Consider the following 20764-nt stretch of genomic DNA (forward strand, 5'->3'; position numbering starts at 1 on the left):
GGGAGTATATCACCGTTCGTCCCCAGTTCTCAGCGCTGGTACCGGCCGGGAGCGATCGACCGATGGGTGTGTCGGCGAGGTGTCGAGACGGGAGCCAGGTGGACGCGTGCGTCCCCCCGGTATCCATCGACTTTTATCCACGGAGCGTCGTGTGCTCCGCATGAACGCGGCCGAGGTCGAACGACTCATCGAAGCAGGCATCGAGGATGCGGAGGCGACGGTGACGACCCCGCGGAACCCCGACCAGGAGCACGAGGACGCCCACTTCGCCGCCGTCGTCGTCTCCCCGGCCTTTGCGGGGAAGTCGCTCGTCCAGCAGCACCAGCTGGTGTACGACGCCCTCGAGGGGCACATGACGACCGACATCCACGCGCTGGAGATGAAGACGTACACGCCCGAGGAGTACGACGAGTACGTCGGCGAGGAGTGAGCCGACCGGTGTCGAGCGGCCGTCGACGACGGCCCCGCTCGGGTCAGACCTCGGTGATGCGCCCCTCGGTGGAGGGGTCGATGGTGCCGTCGGCCTGGATCGCCTCGACGACGACGGTCGCCAGCAGGGGACCGTCGTCGGCACCGATCTGTCGCGGCACGTCCGCGAACGTCGCGTAGCCGTCGCCGCCACCGGCGACGAAGTTGTTCGTCGCGAGCGTGTACGTCGCTTCGAGATCGAGCGGCGAGCCGCCGACCGTGACGTCCGCGGGATCGACCCGGTCGCCGACGGGCGCATCGGGATCCCACGCGAACGCCATGCCGCTGACCTGTGGGAACCGTCCTTCGTTGTTCGCGACGCCGCTGACCCCGTTCTCCAGGGCGTCGTGCAGTTGCTGTCCAGTCACCTCCAGTTTCACGACCGTGTTACCGAACGGGAGGACGTCGAAGACGAGCCGTTTGGAGACGTCGCGTGGTCCCTCGTAGAGCGTGTCCGTCCGGATCCCCCCGCCGTTCATCAGGCCGATGTCGGCGTCGACCGCCGCGCGCTTCGCGTCGGCGACGTAGTTGCCCGAGTTCGCCTCCTCGTGACGGACGGTGTCGCGGCGGGTGTCGAACGTCGCGCCCGCGGCGAGCTGGCCCACGACCTCGCCGAGCGCGTCCTCCAGACCGTCGTTGTAGAACGACTGGACGTTCGCGACGGCCTGACTCGGCTCGAACGACGCGGCAGAGGCCGCCTCGGAGACGTCGTGGAGGGTGAAGTCGACGCCCTCGATCGATCCTCGCGAGACGTCGAGGGTGAGTTCGCCGAGGAACTCGTACTCGTCGCCGACGAACGAGAGCACGGTGTCGTTGATCGTCTCGACGTCTTCGGAGACCTGTGCGGCGTGGTCGCCGAGGATGACGTCGATGCCGTCGACGTTGCGCGCGAGGTCGCGGGCGACCGGACTGGAGAGGTGGGAGAGCACCACGACGAGATCGGCACCGGCCGCGCGCATCCGTGGCATCACCTCGCGCATCGCCTCCTCGATCGGAACCACCGTGTTGTCCCCGAGGCTCGTGATCTCGGGTGCTTCCTCGTTGATCAGGCCGGTGATACCGACGTTGACCGAGCCGACATCGTGGACGACGAACGGTCGGGCACCCCGGTCGGCGGCGAACACCCGTTCGCCTGCAGGATCACGCATGTTCGCGCTCAGCCACGTGAAGTGGCTCTCGCCGACCTGTTCGCGGAGCACCGCCGGCCCCATGTCGAAGTCGTGGTTTCCGTAGGTGTCGTACACGAGGTTCCCCGCGTTGAACGTGTCGACGACGTGAACCCCCTCGAACACCGACGACAGCACGGACGAGGCGAGGTCGTCGCCGTTGCCGACCCGGATCGCGTCGGGGTTCGCAGCGACGCGGTCGCGCATCAGCCCGAAGTAGTTCGCGGCGTTCTCGGCGTCCTCGCTCGACCCCAGGTTGCCGTGGACGTGAGTGTCGTGGAGGAACGTCACCGTCCCGGAGCCGTCGATGCCGGGCGACGTCGACCCGCCGGTCGTCCGCTGATCGGGGAGCTGACCGCGGATCTCGCCGCTCGGGTGTGCGGTCGTGTGGACGTTCACGTATGCGTCGCCCGCCTCCATGTCGTCGACGAGCGCCTGGAAGGGGCGGTCGCCGAGCGGTCCCTGGAGGTCGTCGACCGTGAGCGTCCCGGTAGCCAACTCGCCGGTGGATCGGCCGCCTGTCGTCGGCCCGCCGAACAGCGTCGCGACGGGCGGCCCGTTCTCGTCGGGACCACCCCGGTGGATGTGGGCCGCCGTGATCCGGTCGATGCTCGCGACCGTGAGGCGGTAGTCGAGTTCGGTCCCGTCGTCGCTCAGCGTGAACTCCGCGAGCCCCCGCCCGGGGGTACTGACCGGCGGGACCTCCGCGTTCCCGGTCAGTACCGTACTCCGGTAGTTCTCGGGATCCTCGAGCGCCTCGGCCGTCCCCGACCCCGCGACGCCGAGCGTCGCGAACGCCCCGCTCGCCCCGAGCGCGCGGAGGAACGTCCGCCTGCTCGTGCGCTCGACGCTCGACCGTGTGGGGTTCTGCTCGTGTGAATTGTGGTCGTCTGACATCTCTACGCGACATCGAGGGACCGGACCTACAAAATGACAGGGGATCGTGACATCTGCGTCGGAGGAGACCGCCGTGTGTCCGGACGCCGCCGGCGTCGGAGCCGACGCAACACCGCGATCGATGCGCACGCGACCGAAGTACCCCGGGGCTACAAGGGGGCGGCAGGTGTACTCGCACGAGCAGTATGAACCCGAGCCGCGTCGACTCCGTCGTCGATCTCACGTACGGGCTGTTGATCGCCGCGTCGGTGGGGAGCATCCTGGTGGTCGGAACCAACGTCGGACTGGCGTTCGGGTTCGGCGTGCTGGTCGCGTTCATGCTCCACGTCGTCTGGAAGATGGCCCGGTTCGACCCTGACTGGATGACGTCTGCCGTCGAGGAGACGGTCGACCGATCCGTCGAAGAGAAGGTCGGCGAGTCGGTCGAGGAGGCGGTAGATCGCTCGGTGAAGACGACGGTCGGGGAGACGGTCGAGGAGACAGTCGACCGGTCAGTCGAAGCGACCGTCGGGGAGACGGTCGAGAAGGCGGTGGACCGGTCGGTGAAGGAAACTGTCGAAGAACAGGTGAGCGCCTCGGTCGAAAAGACTGTCGGGGAGACGGTCGAGAAAAAGGTCGGCGAAACGGTCGAGAAGAAGGTCGGGGAGACGGTCGAAAAGACGGTCGGGGAGACGGTCGAGAAGAAGGTCGGCGAGACGGTCGAGGAGACGGTCAAGGCGTCGGTCGAGGAAGCGGTCGACAGGTCTGTCGAGGAGAAAGTCGGCGAGACGGTCGACAGATCGGTCGAGGAAGCCGTCGCCCAGCAACTGAACCCGGATGCAGCGGCGTCCGAGCCGACGGACGAGGATGCGGAGGAGTCGACGGACGACGAGGAGTCGACGGAGGAGGAACGCGCAGACGCGAACGAGGATCGGTCCGGGAGCTGACGCCACGTTCGAGACGTCGCGTCGAAGGCCGCGACGCCACGGTTCGAGATGCGTCTCCGGCGACGGACTGGTGCTCCATCGGGGCGACGGTCAGGGGGAACCTCTTTAACCCCCACTGACAGGATAGGCGTATGGTCAGCGTGCTGTTGGTCATCGGGGCGCTCGTCGCAGCGTTCGTCGGCTTCAACATCGGTGGCTCCACGACGGGTCCGGCGTTCGGCCCCGCTGTGGGTGCCAACGCGATCTCGAAGCCCGCGGCTGCCGCGCTGATGACCGTCTTCTTCTTCATCGGCGCGTGGACGATCGGCCGGCGCGTCGTCACCACGCTCGGGAGCGATCTCGTCTCCGATCCGGGGGTGTTCACCCTGTCGACGAGCATCGGCGTCCTCTTCTTTATCGGGGTGGCGCTGTTCGTCGGCAACGTCTTCGGCGTACCCGCGTCGACGTCGATGACCGCCGTGGGCTCGATCGCGGGGCTCGGCTTCGCCAACGACGCGCTCGACTGGGCGGTGATGGGTGGGATCGTCACCTGGTGGATCGTCGCCCCCGTGATCGGCTTCTGGGTGTCGCTGGTGATCGGGCGGTACTTCTACCCCCGGCTCAACCGGCTGATCGCGATCGAACGAAGCGACGGTCCGCTGGTCGAACTCGACCGCTCCGGCGTGCTCCCGATCCCGAGGGCCAACGCGACGACGAACCGGCGTGAGATGGCGGGCGTGGCGACCGTCATCCTGATCGGCTGCCTGATGGCCTTCTCGTCGGGTACGTCGAACATCGCGAACGCGATCGCCCCGCTCGTCGGGAGCGGCGCACTGGAGATGAACCCCGCAATCGTCCTCGGGGGGGTCGCCGTCGGCGTCGGGACGTTCACCATCGCCCGACGGACGCTGGAGACGATGGGTAGCGACATCACCGAACTCCCGCTCACGGCGGCGATCGTCGTCGCCACGGTGAGCGCCTCGCTCGTCGTGTTCCTCTCCGCGATCGGCATCCCCGCGAGTTTCGTCGTCATCGCGACGGTGTCGATCATCGGGCTCGGCTGGGGGCGGGCGACGCGGCCGATCGCCGTCACCGACGTCGTCCGCGGCGAGGAGACGCCGGACGTGGACGTCTCCGTCGGGGCGCTGGCCGCCGACGACGTCGACGAGGAGCCACCGGCGATCGGCGAATCGGAGCCCGAACAGATCCCCAGCGCCGCGGATCTGTTCGATCCCGCGACGACGGCGCGGGTCGTCCTGATGCAGAACGTCGTCCCGCTCATCGCGACGATCGGCGCGTACCTCACGTTCCGCTTCCTCCCGATCTTCTGACGGCGGCTCCGTCCCCGACGCGGACGGTCCCTCGAGTGACAGAAAATCGACAGTTTTATCGCCGCCGGTCTGGTACGTGTTCGCATGGTCGACCGTGTGCTGGTCCCGATGGACGGGTCGGAGATGTCCCTGCGTGCGCTCGAGTACGCGCTCGACGTCCACGCCGGCGCCGACATCACGGTGCTGTTCGTCGCGGGTGAGCCGTCGCCGATGATGGGTCGGGCGCTCCAACTCGCGCTCGAGACGGACGTCCAGCAAGCGGCCGAGGAGCTCGCCGAGGAGGTGTTCGAGCGGGCCCACGACCGCGCCGCCGGCCAGGGGGTGGAGATCGACACGGAGGTCGCGCTCGGGAACCCCGCACGGCAGATCGTCGATCGCGCCGCCGACTTCGACGCCATCGTGATCGGCAGTCACGGCGGCACCCTGCGGGAGACGCTGTTCATGGGGAACGTCGCGCGGACTGTGTCGAGCCGTGCGCCCGTTCCGGTGACCATCGTGCGGTGACGATGGGGTTCGGTCGCGATGCTTGCCCCTCGGCGTGCCGCAAGAGTAGCTTTTAGGCGACCCCGTCGCGTCCCTCCGAACATGAGCGACACGACCGACGACTACCGGATCGAGCGGGACAGCCTCGGGGAGATGCAGGTGCCGGCGGACGCGTACTGGGGTGCGCAGACCCAGCGCGCGGTGGAGAACTTCCCCATCTCGGGAATCGGCTTCGGGCGGCGGTTCGTGCGGGCGCTCGGCGTCGTGAAGAAGGCCGCCGCGCAGGCCAATCGGGATCTCGGCCTCCTCGACGACGACGTGGCGGCGGCGGTCGTCGAGGCGGCCGACGAGGTGATCGCGGGCGAGCTGGACGACCAGTTCCCCGTCGACGTCTTCCAGACGGGGTCGGGAACCTCGTCGAACATGAACGCCAACGAGGTGATCGCGAACCGGGCCGCCGAACTCATGGGGAAGGAGATCGGCGACCGCGCGGTCCACCCGAACGACCACGTCAACTACGGGCAGTCGTCGAACGACGTGATCCCGACGGCGATGCACGTCTCGGCGCTCGAGGCGGTCGAGAAGGATCTCCGGCCCGCGCTGGAGACGCTCGCCGAGGCGCTCGGGGCCAAGGAAGACGAGTTCGCCGACGTCGTCAAGACCGGGCGGACCCACCTGCAGGACGCCACGCCGATCACGCTCGGCCAGGAGTTCGAGGGGTACCGGACGCAGATCGAGAAGGGGATCACGCGGCTGGAGCACACCCACGACCACCTCGCCGAACTCGCTCTCGGCGGGACCGCCGTCGGGACGGGGCTGAACACACACCCCGAGTTCCCCGAGCGCGCCGCCGAGTACATCTCCGAGGAGACCGGCATCGCGTTCCGCGAGGCCGACAGCCACTTCGAGGCGCAGGCCGCTCACGACGCGATGGGCGAGGTCCACGGTGCCCTCCGGACCGTGGCGGGGTCGATGAACAAGATCGCCAACGACCTGCGACTGCTGGCGTCGGGGCCGCGGAACGGGCTCGGCGAACTCGAACAGCCCGAGAACCAGCCCGGCTCCTCCATCATGCCGGGCAAGATCAACCCCGTCGTCGCCGAGGCGGTCAACCAGGTCCACAAACAGGTCGTCGGCAACGACACCGCCGTCGCCGCCGGCGCCGCGGAGGGGCAGATCGACCTCAACCTCTACAAGCCCGTCCTCGCGCACAACGTGCTCCAGTCGACGGAACTGCTCGCGAACTCGGCGGAGGTGTTCGCCGAGCGGTTCGTCGCGAAGCTCGAGGCCAACGAGGAACACTGCGCCGACCAGGTCGAGCGGTCGATGGCGCTCGCCACGGCACTCAATCCGGCGATCGGCTACGACAAGGCGTCGAAGGTGGCGAAACAGGCGCTCGCCGAGGACAAGACCGTCCGCGAGGTCGCAGTCGCGGAGGGGTATCTCTCCGAGGCGGAGGCCGACGAGGTGCTCGACCCCGCACGGATGACTCGGCGGGGCATCCTGGGCGACGACTGATCGCCGACGACAGCGTGAGCCCGACCAGCAGCCGTCGGCACTGATTCGACTGTCAGCACTGATTCGGCCTCGGCAGCGGGCCGACCGTCGGTTCGGGGTGATCGAACCTGTCCGCCAGCGTCAGAGTCCGAACAGTGGTGGACGTTCGTCGACGACGAAACGGCGTCAGCCGTGAGTCTGACGCGGGGCTGACAGTCGTGTGAGGGGTCCAGAATCGCCCACGGGTGGCTCGGACGGCTTTGTTGCGTGTGAACGCGTCTCGAAACCGATGGGAAGCGACATCTTGAAGCTACATGCTGGTGTCCTTGTCAGTATGGCGGGGATGCAGATAACAAAGCAGTCCGGTCGAGACATGCTCGTATGCCGAAAGTGTGCAGCAGAGTTCCCCGAGGGACGGGCCACCAAGGACGGGTGGCACTACGAGTGTCCCGAGTGTGGTGAAGCAGAGGGTATCGGCGACGGCCTGCGGCGCGTCTAAGACGAGTCTCGGTTCTCCCGGCGAAGCAGCATCCCCACGAGGGCGACCGCCGCGGCGACGGCGACCGCGCCGAAGCCGGGCACCTCGGTCCGCGAGTCGCCTCCCACGCTAGTTCTCACGGCCGTCTTTTCACCTGATGTCGCGTCCGTTCCTGCCGTCGCCGTCTCGTCTGGCCGTGACGCCGTCTCCGTCGGTTCGGACGGTCCGGTGGTCGTGGTGGTTCGGTCGTCCGAGTCAGTCCCCACCCGCTCGGTCCGGATGGACGGGTCGGTCGGGTACGGATCGATGGCGTCGTTCGTCCCGTCGTCGTCGGTGTCCGCGCTTGTCGGATCGGTCCGCGCCGCGACTTCGTGTGCGTCCGAGAGCGTGTCACCGTCGGTGTCGGGCCGCAGGGGATTCGTCCCTATCTCGCGTTCGCGGGCGTCGGAGAGGCCGTCGCCGTCGGTGTCCGCGACGAACGGGTTCGTCGGCGTCGTCGCGCGCACCTCCTCGCGGCTGACGAGGCCGTCGCCGTCCGGATCGAGGTCCGGCCCGTGGACGTACCGCGCCGGGTCGTCGGGGACGGGCGGAAGCGCGTCGGTCGTGACGTACTGATCCAACCACGGGCCGAGCGACTCGTCGTTCGCGGTCGCCACGACCTGCGCCCGGAACGCCGCGTAGTCGTCGAACGTCCGGTTCGCGACGAACACGTCGTACAGCGTGTGGTCGCCGTCCGTCCGCTCGCGGATCTCCGCGTCGAGCGCGGCCAGCACGTGTGCACCCTTCTCGTAGTCGCCGACGGTGCCGCGCCACGTCTCCCGGTCGGCGAGGATCACCCCGCTTCGGTTCGGCGCGTAGCGTTCGGCGGTCGTCGCGCGGTAGAACGACTCGTACGAACTCCCACCGGCGTTCAGCGTCGAGAGGTAGCCGTAGTACTCGGCGGTGGCCTCCGTGAGCCACGTGGCGGAGCCGTTCCCGACGGTGCCCAGCCGCGAGTGGACGTACTCGTGGGCGAACGCGTTCTCCGGTCCCGTCACGTTCGTCGCGTCGGCGGTCACCCAGAACGCGTCGCCGGACGCCTCGCCGGTCACGAGCGGCCGTGTCGAGTCCCGGGAGCGCTCGTCGAACGGCAGGACGAAGACGACGAGTCGGTCGCGGTCCACGCCGAAGTCGAACCGTCCCTGCGACAGTTCGAGGAACGTCCGGGCGGCCGTGATGTTGGCTTTTTCCGTGCCGTTACCGACGACGAACGTGACGGCCTCGCCGCCGACGGTCGTCTCGGTCACGTCGTGCGGCCCCATGAACCCCATCCGGTCGGCCGCGTACCCACTGCCGACGACGCCGGTCGTCGAGACGAACCGCGGTCGGGTTCCAGTGTAGGAGAACCCGATCTCCGACCGTGGCGCGGTGGCGAACGTCCACCCGTCGCGTTCGATCCCACGGTTCAGCCGCGAGATGCTGTCCGAGGAGACCGCGAGTCGCAGGTCGAGCGCCGGGGACGACGTCGACCGCGTCCACACGAACGTCGTCTCGTCGTGTCGGTCGAAGCCGTCGCTGCCGGCGACCGACACTGCCGGTGTCGCGACTCCCGGCAGCCGGATGCGGAACGCCGTCACCGAGGGCGGCAGATCGTACTGCAGCCGGAGCCCCACCACGCCGTCGCGCTCCAGGGGGGCGAAGGTGTAGTTCCCGTCGATCACCGGTCTCCGGGCCGCGCGCCGATCCACGCCCGGGACTCGTTCGAACGGTCGGCGGTCAGAGAACGCGCTCCGACGGGTGGGCTCGACCCCCGTGGTCGTGATCGGCGCGACCAGCCCGGCGGTCTGCGCGAGCGGCGTGACGCGCGCCTGCGAGAGCGCGCCTGACGCGGCCGGTCGCTCGGTCGTCGACCGTGCAGTCGGTCGATCGACGCCCGGCACGGCGAGGACAGGCACCATCGCGGTCTGGACCAGGAGAAACGCGACGAGGAGCGCCGCAACCGCCCGGGAAGCCCGTCGGTGCGGGGACATGGCCGCGCGTACGCCGGGTGGCTACTTCAACACACAGCCTGCAGCGACCACCGAGCGACGGGAGTCGGACGTCGGAACTGACGCCTTTTTTACGCCCGCCGTTCGGAGGGGACACCAATGAGCGCGCACGACTACGAGGACCTCGGGCTCGTCGCGGGGCTCGAGATCCACCAGCAACTGGACACGTCGCGCAAGCTGTTCTGCGAGTGTCCGACCGAGCGACGCGAACCTGCAGACGCGGACCGGTCGCTGATCCGGTACCTCCACCCGACGAAGAGCGAACTCGGCGAACTCGACGACGCCGCCCTCGAGGAGAGCCGGGTCGACCGCGAGTTCGAGTATCTCTCGTTCGACACCACCTGCCTGGTCGAAGAGGACGACGAGCCGCCCTCTCGCCTGTCGAGTGAGGCGCTCGACGTGGCGATGCAGATCGCCACACTCCTCGACATGGACGTCGTCGATCAGGCCCACGTCATGCGGAAGCTCGTCATCGACGGCTCCAACACGTCGGGCTTCCAGCGGACGACGCTCGTCGCTCAGGCCGGCGAGATCTCGACGTCGGCGGGGCCGGTCTCCATCGAGGACCTCCTGCTGGAGGAGGAGTCGGCCCAGCGGGTCGAGGCCACCGACCGGGGAGTACGGTGGTCGCTCGATCGGCTGGGGATCCCCCTCGTCGAGATCGGCACCGGTCCGGACATCTCCTCGCCCGAACAGGCGCGCGAAGCCGCCGAGACGATCGGGATGCTGCTCCGGTCGACCGGCGAGGTGAAGCGCGGGCTCGGCACTATTCGCCAGGACGTCAACGTCTCCATCGCCGACGGTGCCCGCGTCGAGATCAAGGGGGTGCAGGCGCTCGACCAGATCGACGAGATCGTCAGGCTCGAGGTGCAGCGACAGGTGGAACTGCTCGAGATCCGCGACCGTCTCCGCGACAGGGACGCCGCCATCGGCGAACCGCGCGACGTCTCGGACGTCTTCGCCGACACCGACTCCGGCGTCATCGCCGGGGCACTCGGCTCGGGGGGAGCGGTCAGGGCGGTCCGACTCGCCGGCTTCGACGGCCTCGTCGGCCACGAGATCCAGCCCGACCGGCGGCTCGGCACCGAACTCTCCGACCACGCCAAACGCCACGGCGCGGGCGGGGTGTTCCACACAGACGAACTGCCCGCGTACGGCGTCACCGCCGCGGAGGTCGCGGCGCTGCGCGAGGCGGTCGACGCCGGCCTCGACGACGCCGTGGCGCTCGTCGCCGACGACGCGGAGACCGCCAGCCTCGCCATCGACGCGGTCGCCGAGCGCGCCCGCACCGCGCTGGAGGGCGTCCCCGAGGAGACCCGCGACGCGAACGAGGACGGTACGACGCGCTACCTCCGTCCCCTGCCGGGCGCGGCACGGATGTACCCCGAGACGGACGTGCCGCCGGTCGAACCCGACCAGAGCGAGGTCGAGGTGCCCGAACTCCTCACGGAGAAGACCGAGCGCTATCAGCGAGAACACGGCCTCGACGCCGGCCTCGCCGAGCAGGTGGCGTACGGGCGGCGTTTCCCGCTGTTCGAGTCGGCAGTGGCGGCGGGCGTCGACCCGACGCTGGCGGCGAACACCCTGGAGTCGACGCTGACCGAACTCCGCCGCGACGACGTCGCCGTCGAGAACCTCACCGACGACCACCTGCTGGACGTGCTCCTCCTGGTCGACGACGGCGACCTGGCGAAGGAGGGTATCGGCGACGTCCTGACCGTCCTGGCCGAGACTCCCGACCTCACCGCGGAGGAGGCGGTCGAGGAGGCCGGCCTCGCAGGCGTCGGCGACGAGGCGGTCCGCGAGGCGGTGGCCGAGGTGGTGGAGCGCAACGCCGAGCAGGTCCAGGAGGAAGGGATGGGCGCGTTCTCGGCGCTCATGGGCGAGGCGATGGGCGCGTTGCGAGGGAAGGCCGACGGCGGCCAGGTGAGCGACGTGCTGCGCGAAGAGATTCAAAAGCGCGCCTGAGAGGGTCGTTCGGCTCCCGACGCTCCGTCGAACACCGCCGTTCACCGCGCGGTAGGCAGCATCGACGTGAAGACGCGTTCTTCGATCTTCCGGAGGTGGTCGCCCACTGTCGACGGGGCGAGGTCGAGGGCCGCGGCGATGTCCTCGTGTGTCGCCCGGCGCGGCGCACGGTAGTACCCGAGGTCGACCGCAGTCGACAGTATCTCTTGCTGACGAGCGGTCAACGAACGCAGGAACCGCTCGGTCCCCGGGTCGTACTCGCCGGATTCGACGACCTCGAACCGGAACGATTCCATCGTCGTCCCCTGCTGGAACAGGTGCTCGAGCGCCTGCTCGTCTCCGATGACGGTCATCCGCTGTGAGCCGTCGGGCTGAAACAGCATCGGTGTCTCGATGACGACCCCGGCGTCTCGCTTCCACTCCAGGACCTGCCGAACTGCCTCGGACGACTCGAGTCGACTCACCGCCATCCAGCGCTCCGTTCCGGAGGCCATGTACTCGACGACCGACGGCGACGACGACATGATCTCCTCGTACCGTTCGCGGTCACCGACCGCCGCTGCGAGCAACAGCACCGTCCCGTCGTCGAGCAGTTCGACGTGGTGGACGGCCTCTCGGCGAATCGACGGCTCTTCGAACAGTCGCTTCCCGAGCGGGTGGAACCCTTCACCCTCGGACGGCGAGAGTCGAAGCGTCACGTACCGCATACTGGAACTCACCGACCGGCTGGCTTAAATAGGCGTGGATGACCGCCACAAATCCGTTGCGGCCATCAGCCGTCCCTGCGGACATGGACAGCCTGTTGCGGACGAATGCGACGCGCCCCTTCGCCGAACAGCACGCGACACGCCCCATCGAGCACGTGCTGACACTCGCCGACGCGCACGTTCGACGACTGAGACGTCGGCAGGCCGCCGGGACGTCCCGACCGGGCCGAGACGCGGGCAGTCACGACACCGGGTCCGCGTTACGGGGTAACTGACCGTGTCTGACGGACGTCACAACGGCGGCGACTCGGCACACGACCCCCCGACTGAGGACGGAACGGAGGATCCCCGCACGGACGGTGCCGGCGTCGTCGCGCCGGATAGCGAGACGCCGACCTGGTCGGAGCGGAAGACGCGACGGGTCGGCCTCCCACGACTCACCTACGAGTACTTCGAGCGGGCACGCCGCGAAGACCAGGAACTCAGACGAGAGTCGACGTACGTCGAGCGGGACGTCCTCGGCTTTCCGACCTGGCCCCACGAGGTCATCCGAAACCTCTCGATCGCGTCGTTCTTCGTCGTGATGGTCCTGTTCCTCGCGGCGACGATGCCGCCGCACATCGGTCCGCCCGCCGACGGCTCGACAACACCCGCCGTGATTCTGCCAGACTGGTATCTGTACTGGTCCTTCGGGCTGCTGAAACTCGGTCCGCTCAACCCCGAACTGGGGGTTCTGGGGGGCGAGAAACTGCTCGGCGACCGCCCCTACGGCGTGCTGGCGAACCTGGTCGTCGTCGGCATCATCACGCTCGTGCCCTTCCTGAACAAGGGGTCCGCGCGCCGACCGGTCGAACAGCCGTTCTGGTCGGCGATCGGCGTCGGCGGCGTCGTGTTCGCCTTCACCATCAGCATCTACTCCGCGAAGAACCTCGTCCCGATGAACGTCGACCTCCTGTTCGACCTGACGTTCCTCCTCCCGGTCGTCGCGAGCGTCGTCGCCTACGCGGTGTTGAAAACGATGCGTGAGGGGTACATGTACGACCTCAACCGCCGATACTACCGGCTCCGGCCGCCGAAGTGAACTGGGGGCGGCGTGGCGGTCAGTCGTCGACCAGTTGCGCGAGCAGTGTGTCGAGACTGTAGCTCTGGAGGGGCCGGCTGCTGTCGCGGAGGCTCGCGATGACGAACGTCGAGTTGGTCCGTTCGACCTGTGGGATCGACTCGAAGTCGCGGATCAGCCGTTCGACGTCGTCGCTGTCGGGGAGTCGCGCGACCAGCATGAAGTCGGTTTCGCCCATCGTGAAGTACAGCTGTGTGACGCCCTCGACGCCGAGGAGTTCCTCCGAGACGTCCTCGTACCGGTCGTAGTCCGCGAGCACCTCGACGACGACGGTCACGCCGAGCCCCACGGCGTCGAGGTCGAGGTCGTAGAGGTCGTTCTCAATGACGCCCGCCTCCCGGAGGTTGTTCAGCCGGTAGTGGATCGTCGAGACGGGGATGCCCGTCTCCTCGTGGAGACGGTCGGGGCTGCCGGTGCCGAGGTCCGAGATCGCCTTCAGCAGCGTGACGTCGCGTTCGTCCATGGCGACAGTCTCTCCTCCGAGGTCTTGAACCTCCGTCTCATCTCCGGAGGCGTCGTCGCACGGAGACCGACGACACTGTCGAATTCGACAGGGACGTTCAACAACGACTCGCTCTCTTGTAGAAGGCTTTAACAACTCTTCGGCATCGATACTGATACGAGTTCGAGTAAATGGATTCGATTCAAAGGAAAGTACAATCCACTCCGTTTCTGTTCGTACTGCTTGCCACCCTCTGGGGCGGTTCGTTCGTCGCCATCGACGTCGGCCTCCGGCACGTCCCGCCGCTTTTGTTCGCCGCGATGCGGTACGACGTCGCGGGCGCGCTCGTCCTCGGCTACGCGGCGCTCACGCGCGACCGATGGCTCCCGACCGACCGCTCGGCGTGGGTCGCCATCGCCGTCAGCAGCGCCCTCCTCATCGCCGCCTTCCACGCGCTGTTGTACCTCGGTCAGGGGTACGTCTCCGGTGCGATCGCGGCCATCGTCGTCAGTCTCGTCCCGCTCCTGACGGCCGGCTTCGACCACGCTCTCGTGGGCGACGCCGAGCTCGAACCCGTCGGCGGTGCCGGCCTCGCCTTCGGGTTCGTGGGTGTCGCCGTCGTCGCGAACCCGACTCCGAGCGCGCTCGATCCGACGACGCTCGTCGGCGTCGGCCTCGTCTTCCTCGCGGCCGCGAGCTTCGCGCTCGGCGGCGTCGTCAGCCGGCCGCTCCGAACGGGGCTCCCGCCGGCGTCGTACCAGGGGTGGGTGATGTTCGTCGGGGGGCTCTTGCTCCACGTCGGCAGCGTCGCCCGTGGCGAGTCGGTAGTCGTGGCCTGGACGCCGGCCGTCCTCGCCGCGTTCGTCTACCTCGTGCTCGCCTCGAGCGTCGTCGGCTATCTCCTCTACTTCGAGCTCCTCGACAGGGTCGGGGCCTCGGATCTCAACCTGGTCAACTACCTCGTCCCGGTCGTCGCGGCGCTGGTCGGCTGGATCGTCCTGGGCGACGTCCTCGGACCCACGGCCGTGACCGGGTTCGCCGTGGTCTTCGTCGGCTTCGCGCTGCTCAAGCGCGACGTGCTCTGCCGCGTGGTGCGGACACACTCCACCGTGCCCGACTGCTGAGACGTCGGATACGACTGCGCGTACGCCGTGGCCGACGGTGAAGGCGTCGAATACGACTCCGCGTACGCCGTGTTCGACTGTGGAGACGTCGTGATCGGTGGCCAGTACGCCGTTGCCGACGCTGAAGACGTCGTCTCCCATCCGCCGGGCGGGAACCTCTTTGTACCGGCGAGCGCACGGTGTGAGCGCACATGACCCGATTCTTCGAGGACCTCGCGGTCGGCGACACGTTCGAGCTCGGGACGTACGACGTGACCGAGTCCGAGATCCGCGCGTTCGCCGAACAGTACGACCCGCAGTGGATCCACACCGACCCCGACCGGGCCCGCGAGGAGTCGATGTTCGGGGGACTGATCGCCAGCGGCTGGCACACGGCCGCGATGACGATGCGGCTGCTCGTCGACGGCTTCCTCGCCGACACCGCCATGCTCGGCGCGAAGGGCGTCGACGAGCTCCGGTGGCGGCAACCCGTGCGACCGGACGACACGCTCTCGGCGGCGGTCGAGGTGGTCGACAGGGAGGCCGAGCGGTCCGACCGCGGACTGGTCCGGCTGTCGATCCGGACGACGAACGACGCCGGGGAGACGGTGTGTTCGATGGTCGCCGACGCGATGATCGCCCGACGCGACGACGCCGGGGAGTCGGAGGCCTGAGCGGGTCGCCTACCGCGACTCGTCACGGGGCGCGACGCGCTCCGCGGCCTTCCGAAAGAGTCCCGTGAGCGTAGTGATCTCGCGTTCCGTGGGGTGTGCCCGCCCCACCAGCCTGCGCATCATCCGCACCGTCTTCTCGCGCTTGTGCTCGCGGTGTTCGACGCCCTCGAGGAACGCCGCGAAGAAGTCGTAGAAGCGGTCGATGTCCGCCTCGTCGGCTCGCTCGCGCTCGACGTCGGGGAGCTGTGTCCCCTCGCGGTCGGGGCCGAGCGTGAGCGTCCGGAGTTCGTACAGCGCCACGGTCGCCGCCTGGCCGAGGTTCAAGACGGGGTAGTCGGCGGACGCGGGGATCGAACACACCTCGTCGAGCCGTTCGAGCTCCTCGTTGGAGAGCCCCGTCCCCTCGCGACCGAAGACGAGCGCCGTCCGCGTCTCCACGCGGGCGAGCGAGTCGGCGAGTTCCCGCGGGGTGCGGAAGGGGAACCGGACGTGTCGACGGGCGTCCTCGTTGGTGATCGCGGTGAACCCCACCGTGTGGTAGTTCTCGACGACGGCGTCGAACGTCACCGTCTCGGCCGCGGGGAGGACGTCCTCGCGGGCGTGGCCGGCGAAGCCGTACGCCTCGCTGTCGGGGGTGATCTCGGGCGGGTCGACCAGTTCGAGATCCGTGAAACCGAAGTTCTTCATCGCGCGGGCGATGGTGCCGACGTTGCCCGGCGTCTGCGGTTCGACGACGACGACCACCGGCGCGTCGGCGGTCATCGCGTCGGGTAGTCCGCACCGAGGTCGAGGTCGTCGAACGAGGCGTCCTCGTCGTCGGCATCGGTCTCGTCGTCGGTCTCGGATTCGTCGTCGGCATCGGTGTCGGTTTCGGTCTCGTCGTCGGCATCGGTCTCGGACGCGTCGTCGGTCTCGGCGTCCTCGCTCGCGTCGCCCTCCTCGGTTCCCGGTGCGGGACCGAGGCCCGCCGCCTCGCGGAGGTCGATCCGTTCGCCCTCGAACCCGCTCGCGTCCTCGAGCCGGCGCTGGATCTCCTTCGGGTCCGGGGGGTCCGGCAGGGCGTCGGGATCGGTCTCGACGTGCTCGAGGCCGGCGTACCCCTCGGGGGCGCGTCCGCCGTCGGCGAACCACTCGTGGAAGGCGTCGCGGAACGCGTCGTCACCGGCGAGTTCGCGGCCCCCCTCCTCGCGGAACCAGTAGAGGAAGTCGGCCTCGTGGTGGTCGCAGAGCAGCACCTCGTCCAGCGGCTCGCCGTAGACGATCGTCGCCGCGCGGCACCGGTCCTTCTCGCCGTGGACGAGGTAGCAGGCGTCGCAGGGGCGGTCGACGATGAGTGACAGCCGGACGAGCCGGTGGCGGGCGTCCTCGGGGATCTCGGCGAGCGGGCGGAATTCGCCCGTCTCGGCGAACACCTCGCGCTCCTCGAAGCGCCACCCCCGAAGTCCGATGCTGACCTTCGACATACCCGAGCTACCCGGCCGACGGACAAAAAGAGCGTGACTCTCACTCGCGTCGACGGGTCAGCCGACGGCCGCCCCGAGACGGTCGTGGTTCGCCGCGTCGAAGGTGGACACCGATCCAGTCACGAGGCCACGTCGCCGGGACCGGTCGGCATATAATCACGCAGTCCTGAGCGGGGGTATGCGAACGGTCAACGCGGCTGGGCTGGAGATCGGCGACGACGCTCCCCCCCGCATCATGGGCGTGCTGAACGTCTCGAAGGAGTCGCCGTACAAGCCGAGCGTCTTCGACGACCCCGGCGAGGCCGCCGAGTACGTGGACACGCAGCTGATCGATCAGGGCGCGGACATCGTCGACGTCGGCCTCGAGTCGGCGAACAAGAAGTTCGAGGTGCTGAGCGCGGAGGGAGAGCTCGACCGGCTGGAGACGGCACTCGAGACGCTCGCCAGCGTCTCCGGCGACGCCGTCTTCTCCATCGAGACCCGGTACCACGAGGTCGCCGAGGCCGCGATCGACGGCGGCTTCGACATGGTGAACGACATCTGTGGCTTCGCCGACCCGGAGATGCCCCGCGTCTGCGAGGAGCACGACGTCGCCGTCGCCAAGATGGCCTCACCCCCTGACCTCGAACGTCCCGGTGCGGTCGAGGAGGTCGACGACATCTACGACGCGCTGGCGCTCAACGGCTTCACCGACAAGACGATCCTCGACCCCGCGTTCGGCGGCTGGTCCACGGAGAAGACCACCGAACACGACCGCGAGACGCTTCGGAGACTGCGCGAGTTCCGGGGGTACGGCCGGCCACTCCTCGTCTCGATCAACCGGAAGAACTTCCTGCGGGAGATCGCGGGACGGTCCACGGAGGAAGCACTCCCCGTCTCGCTCGCGGCGACGTCGATGGCGGTCGAGCGGGGGGCGCACGTGATCCGCACGCACGACGTGCGAGAGACGCGCGACGCGGCGCTCGTCGGGAAGGCGTTCACCCGCGAACGGATCCGCGAGGTGGGAGAGATCGACGTCGAGGAGCTCGACGTGACGACCACGGGTGACGCGGTGCGCCACCTGGATCGCGTCGGGGGTGAGACGACGGCTGCCGCGGAGGGGGTGATCCGGACCGTCGAACTCGCCGGGGTCTCGCCCGACGAGCGGGCGTCCATCGACGCTGCCGCTCGGGAAGCCGGCGTGACGGTCGTCACCGCGACCGACGCCGGTCGACTGCTGCTGTTCGGGACGCCCGGCGGCTACGCGCGGCTGCAGGACGCCGGCCGTGGCGTGACGCCAGCGCTCGACACCGCGCTCGAACGGCTCCCGACGGCCTGAACACGGAGACTGCGGCGATATTCACGGACGAGAAAACTTATGCGGGACCACCATGAACCTGTCACGCGGAGGCCGGAGGGGCACGCGGGTAGGGGTACGCGCTGCCACTCCGGCTCACGCGGTACCGTACTTTATCGAGCCACTACCAGTCCGCGAGGGGCGCGTCCGACTGTCCGCGAGGGACGCGTATGAACTTCGCCGAGTGGGAGGCCGTCTACGAGCGGATCCTCGCGGACTTCGGCTTCGACCGCGCCGCCGACGAACGGGCCAGAGACGTGCTCCGGTCGCTCGTCGAGGGACAGACTGGTTACGACACGGAGACGCTCGAACGAGCCGTCGCCGGTGATACCGTCGCGATCGTCGGGGCGGCCCCGTCGCTTTCGGACGAGGTCGAACGGGCCGCGCGGGCCGACCACGTGTTCGCCGCGTCGACCGCGGCCGACGTCTGCCGCGACAACGGCGTCGCCGTCGACCTCATGGTGACGGACCTCGACAAGAACCCCGGGACGGCGGTCACGCTCACCCGCGAGGGGACGCCGGTCGCGGCGCACGCCCACGGCGACAACGTCCCCGCAGTCCGCGAGGTGATCCCCCGGTTCGACCTCGGTCGCGTGATCCCGACGACGCAGGCGGGACCCGTCTCACCGGTACGGAACTTCGGTGGGTTCACCGACGGCGACCGGGCGGCCTTTCTCGCCGACCACCTCGGGGCCGGATCGCTCGTCTTCGTCGGCTGGGAGTTCGACGACCCCACCGTGAGCGGGACGAAAGCGAAGAAGCTCCGGTGGGCCGCGCGGCTGTTGACCTGGCTGGAGTCACGCCGCGACGAGCGGTTCGACGTCCTCGACGGCCACCGCGAGTCGGTGTGAGTCGGCTCGTCGACGGGAGGCCGAGAGTCACCGACCGATCACCGGCGGCGACGGGTCGGTAGTGCGTGGTAGAGCCGACTCGCGGCCGACCGTGCGGGAGTCGTCCGCCCGGAGGTCCGGTATGAGCCGACTGCTCTCGGATGACGGGGACGTCGTGCCCAGCGGCCGACTGTCAACTGACACGGACGGTCCGTGCGGACAGTCTGTGAGACGGGGGGACTCTCCATCAGTCCGGAGCGACGGACTGGACGCAAATCATAGATATCCGAGACGACCGCGATCCGGAGCGGTCGATCACTCGATCCGACAGGCTGGGGGCACTCCTGGGGCGAAGGTCGGGTAGTCCAGTCGGAGATGCCTGGCAGGTTCGGTCGAGGGCGGCTGGCAGGTTCGGTCGGTCGAGGCCGGTAGGTTCACGGCTGGTCCGTCCTTGCCACCGGTATGCAGCTTCACTGGCACCGCCGTGATCTCCGGACGACGGACAACCGGAGCCTCTCCGCGGCGGCCGACGCGGACACGGTGGTCCCGCTGTTCGTCTTCGACGACGCCGTCCTCGCCCACGCGGGCGCTCCCCGCGTCCGGTACATGCTCGACGCCCTCGCGGCGCTCCGCGAACGGTACCGCGACCTCGGGTCGGACCTCGTCGTTCGTCGTGGTGACCCCCGCGAGGTCGTTCCCGACGTGGCCGACACGTTCGACGTCGACCGGGTGCGGTGGAACCGGGACTACTCCGGACTGGCACGCGAGCGCGACGCGGCGGTCCGGCGGTCGCTCGACGACGCCGACGTCGCCCGCGAGGCCGTCCACGACCACCTCCACCACGAACCCGGCTCCATCACGACGAACCAGGGCGAACCGTACTCGGTCTACACCTACTTCTGGAAGAAGTGGCGAGACCGGGAGAAAGCGGATCCGTACCCCGAACCCGACGAGAGACTCGTCGCGGTCGACGGCGACGAGGCGGGGCCGCTCCCTTCGATCGACGAACTGGGATTCGACGAGCCGGCGGCGTCGGTCCCCGAGGCAGGGACGGAGGCGGCCCGCGCTCGGCTAGAGCGGTTCTGCGACGACGCCGTGTTCAGGTACGACGAGGACAGGGATTATCCGACGCGCGACGCCGTCTCGCGCCTCTCGGTCGACCTCAAGTGGGGAACCCTCGGCGTCAGGGAGGTGTACGCGGCCACCGAGGCGGCGATGGCCGAGGCGAGCGACGAGGAACGCGAGTCGGTCGCGGAGTTCCAGTCGCAGCTGGCGTGGCGCGAGTTCTACACCCACGTCCTCTTCTTCAACCCCGAGGTCGTGACGGAGAACTTCAAATCGTACGAGAACGAGATCGGGTGGCGCGACGACCCCGACGAACTGCAGGCGTGGCGCGACGGTGAGACGGGCTACCCGATCGTCGACGCGGGGATGCGCCAGTTGAAGGAGGAGGCGTACATGCACAACAGGGTTCGAATGATCGTCGCCTCCTTCCTCACGAAGGACCTGCTGTGTGACTGGCGACACGGCTACGCCCACTTCCGGGAGTATCTGGCCGACCACGACACCCAGAACGACAACGGCGGCTGGCAGTGGGCCGCCTCGACGGGGACGGACGCCCAGCCCTACTTCAGAATCTTCAACCCGATGACGCAGGGCGAACGCTACGACCCCGACGCGGAGTACATCGCCGAGTACGTCCCCGAACTCCGGGGCGTCGACCCCTCGATCGTCCACTCGTGGCACGAGTGTTCGTCCCTTCAGCGGCGGAACGCGGCCCCCGACTACCCCGAACCGGTCGTCGACCACTCCGAGCGTCGCGAGGCAGCACTCGCCATGTTCGAGCGGGCACGCGGCGAGGAGTGACCG

General features: G+C 68.7%; 20 protein-coding genes. 14 read left to right on the plus strand and 6 right to left on the minus strand.

Going from position 1 to position 20764, the window contains the following annotated elements; translation table 11 throughout:
* Positions 1-160 precede the first annotated feature (160 nt).
* On the plus strand, positions 161-430 hold the full coding sequence (locus FZP69_RS09345; RefSeq protein WP_152041049.1) for a BolA family protein: 270 nt from the start codon (positions 161-163) through the stop codon (positions 428-430).
* Between the two features lie 43 nt (positions 431-473).
* Here FZP69_RS09345 and FZP69_RS09350 read toward each other — a convergent pair whose 3' ends face one another.
* Positions 474-2531, minus strand: coding sequence for a 5'-nucleotidase C-terminal domain-containing protein (locus tag FZP69_RS09350; protein ID WP_152041050.1), 2058 nt, complete (start codon positions 2529-2531; stop codon positions 474-476).
* Positions 2532-2716: 185 nt separating this feature from the next.
* Here FZP69_RS09350 and FZP69_RS09355 point away from each other — a divergent pair, with 185 nt between their 5' ends.
* The 5 genes from FZP69_RS09355 to FZP69_RS09375 all read left to right on the plus strand — a co-directional run bounded on the left by FZP69_RS09355 (position 2717) and on the right by FZP69_RS09375 (position 7246).
* Positions 2717-3457 carry a hypothetical protein gene (locus FZP69_RS09355; RefSeq protein WP_152041051.1) on the plus strand — a complete coding sequence of 247 codons (741 nt, stop codon included), beginning with the start codon at positions 2717-2719 and terminating at the stop codon, positions 3455-3457.
* Between the two features lie 131 nt (positions 3458-3588).
* Positions 3589-4767, plus strand: a complete 1179-nt coding sequence (locus tag FZP69_RS09360; RefSeq protein ID WP_152041052.1) for an inorganic phosphate transporter — start codon at positions 3589-3591, stop codon at positions 4765-4767.
* Between the two features lie 84 nt (positions 4768-4851).
* Positions 4852-5271 carry a universal stress protein gene (locus FZP69_RS09365; RefSeq protein WP_152041053.1) on the plus strand — a complete coding sequence of 140 codons (420 nt, stop codon included), beginning with the start codon at positions 4852-4854 and terminating at the stop codon, positions 5269-5271.
* A gap of 81 nt (positions 5272-5352) precedes the next feature.
* Entirely contained in the window at positions 5353-6768 is a 1416-nt protein-coding gene (locus FZP69_RS09370; protein WP_152041054.1) for a class II fumarate hydratase, read from the plus strand.
* Positions 6769-7036: 268 nt separating this feature from the next.
* Positions 7037-7246, plus strand: a complete 210-nt coding sequence (locus FZP69_RS09375) for an HVO_2901 family zinc finger protein (protein WP_152041055.1) — start codon at positions 7037-7039, stop codon at positions 7244-7246.
* Here FZP69_RS09375 and FZP69_RS09380 read toward each other — a convergent pair.
* A complete protein-coding gene (locus FZP69_RS09380; RefSeq protein ID WP_152041056.1) occupies positions 7243-9234 on the minus strand; it encodes a hypothetical protein in 1992 nt (663 codons plus the stop codon). The two genes, FZP69_RS09375 and FZP69_RS09380, sit on opposite strands and share 4 nt — an antisense overlap.
* Positions 9235-9351: 117 nt before the next feature.
* Here FZP69_RS09380 and gatE point away from each other — a divergent pair, with 117 nt between their 5' ends.
* Positions 9352-11220 carry a Glu-tRNA(Gln) amidotransferase subunit GatE gene (gatE, locus tag FZP69_RS09385; RefSeq protein WP_152041057.1) on the plus strand — a complete coding sequence of 623 codons (1869 nt, stop codon included), beginning with the start codon at positions 9352-9354 and terminating at the stop codon, positions 11218-11220.
* Between the two features lie 41 nt (positions 11221-11261).
* Here the strand turns inward: gatE and FZP69_RS09390 are convergent, their stop codons facing one another.
* Entirely contained in the window at positions 11262-11927 is a 666-nt protein-coding gene (locus tag FZP69_RS09390) for a helix-turn-helix domain-containing protein (protein ID WP_152041058.1), read from the minus strand.
* Between the two features lie 277 nt (positions 11928-12204).
* Between FZP69_RS09390 and FZP69_RS09395 the strand changes: the two genes are divergently transcribed.
* Positions 12205-13008 (plus strand): cytochrome bc complex cytochrome b subunit, encoded by an 804-nt coding sequence (locus FZP69_RS09395; RefSeq protein ID WP_152041059.1) that lies wholly within the window; start codon positions 12205-12207, stop codon positions 13006-13008.
* A gap of 19 nt (positions 13009-13027) precedes the next feature.
* Here FZP69_RS09395 and FZP69_RS09400 read toward each other — a convergent pair whose 3' ends face one another.
* Positions 13028-13510, minus strand: a complete 483-nt coding sequence (locus FZP69_RS09400) for an Lrp/AsnC family transcriptional regulator (RefSeq protein ID WP_152041060.1) — start codon at positions 13508-13510, stop codon at positions 13028-13030.
* A 170-nt stretch (positions 13511-13680) separates the two neighbouring features.
* On the opposite strand from FZP69_RS09400, the gene FZP69_RS09405 reads away from it, so the two are divergent.
* Genes FZP69_RS09405 through FZP69_RS09410 form a run of 3 tightly spaced genes read left to right on the plus strand, consistent with a single transcriptional unit; the run spans position 13681 to position 15266 of the window.
* On the plus strand, positions 13681-14613 hold the full coding sequence (locus FZP69_RS09405) for a DMT family transporter (RefSeq protein ID WP_152041061.1): 933 nt from the start codon (positions 13681-13683) through the stop codon (positions 14611-14613).
* A gap of 27 nt (positions 14614-14640) precedes the next feature.
* Positions 14641-14808 carry a hypothetical protein gene (locus FZP69_RS22505; RefSeq protein ID WP_192918517.1) on the plus strand — a complete coding sequence of 56 codons (168 nt, stop codon included), beginning with the start codon at positions 14641-14643 and terminating at the stop codon, positions 14806-14808.
* Positions 14805-15266 (plus strand): MaoC family dehydratase, encoded by a 462-nt coding sequence (locus tag FZP69_RS09410; RefSeq protein ID WP_152041062.1) that lies wholly within the window; start codon positions 14805-14807, stop codon positions 15264-15266. Before FZP69_RS22505 ends, FZP69_RS09410 begins: the two co-directional genes overlap by 4 nt.
* Before the next feature lie 9 nt (positions 15267-15275).
* Here the strand turns inward: FZP69_RS09410 and FZP69_RS09415 are convergent, their stop codons facing one another.
* Positions 15276-16028, minus strand: a complete 753-nt coding sequence (locus FZP69_RS09415) for an RNA methyltransferase (RefSeq protein ID WP_152041063.1) — start codon at positions 16026-16028, stop codon at positions 15276-15278.
* Complete coding sequence (locus FZP69_RS09420; RefSeq protein WP_152041064.1) at positions 16025-16729, minus strand: hypothetical protein; 705 nt, start codon at positions 16727-16729, stop codon at positions 16025-16027. Before FZP69_RS09420 ends, FZP69_RS09415 begins: the two co-directional genes overlap by 4 nt.
* A gap of 178 nt (positions 16730-16907) precedes the next feature.
* On the opposite strand from FZP69_RS09420, the gene folP reads away from it, so the two are divergent.
* The 3 genes from folP to FZP69_RS09435 all read left to right on the plus strand — a co-directional run bounded on the left by folP (position 16908) and on the right by FZP69_RS09435 (position 20761).
* On the plus strand, positions 16908-18047 hold the full coding sequence (folP, locus tag FZP69_RS09425) for a dihydropteroate synthase (RefSeq protein WP_152041065.1): 1140 nt from the start codon (positions 16908-16910) through the stop codon (positions 18045-18047).
* A 188-nt stretch (positions 18048-18235) separates the two neighbouring features.
* On the plus strand, positions 18236-18916 hold the full coding sequence (locus tag FZP69_RS09430) for a 6-hydroxymethylpterin diphosphokinase MptE-like protein (RefSeq protein ID WP_152041066.1): 681 nt from the start codon (positions 18236-18238) through the stop codon (positions 18914-18916).
* A 441-nt stretch (positions 18917-19357) separates the two neighbouring features.
* Positions 19358-20761 carry a cryptochrome/photolyase family protein gene (locus FZP69_RS09435; protein WP_152041067.1) on the plus strand — a complete coding sequence of 468 codons (1404 nt, stop codon included), beginning with the start codon at positions 19358-19360 and terminating at the stop codon, positions 20759-20761.
* Positions 20762-20764 lie beyond the last annotated feature (3 nt).

It is taken from the genome of Salinigranum salinum, from assembly GCF_009176545.1.
Taxonomy (GTDB): domain Archaea; phylum Halobacteriota; class Halobacteria; order Halobacteriales; family Haloferacaceae; genus Salinigranum; species Salinigranum salinum.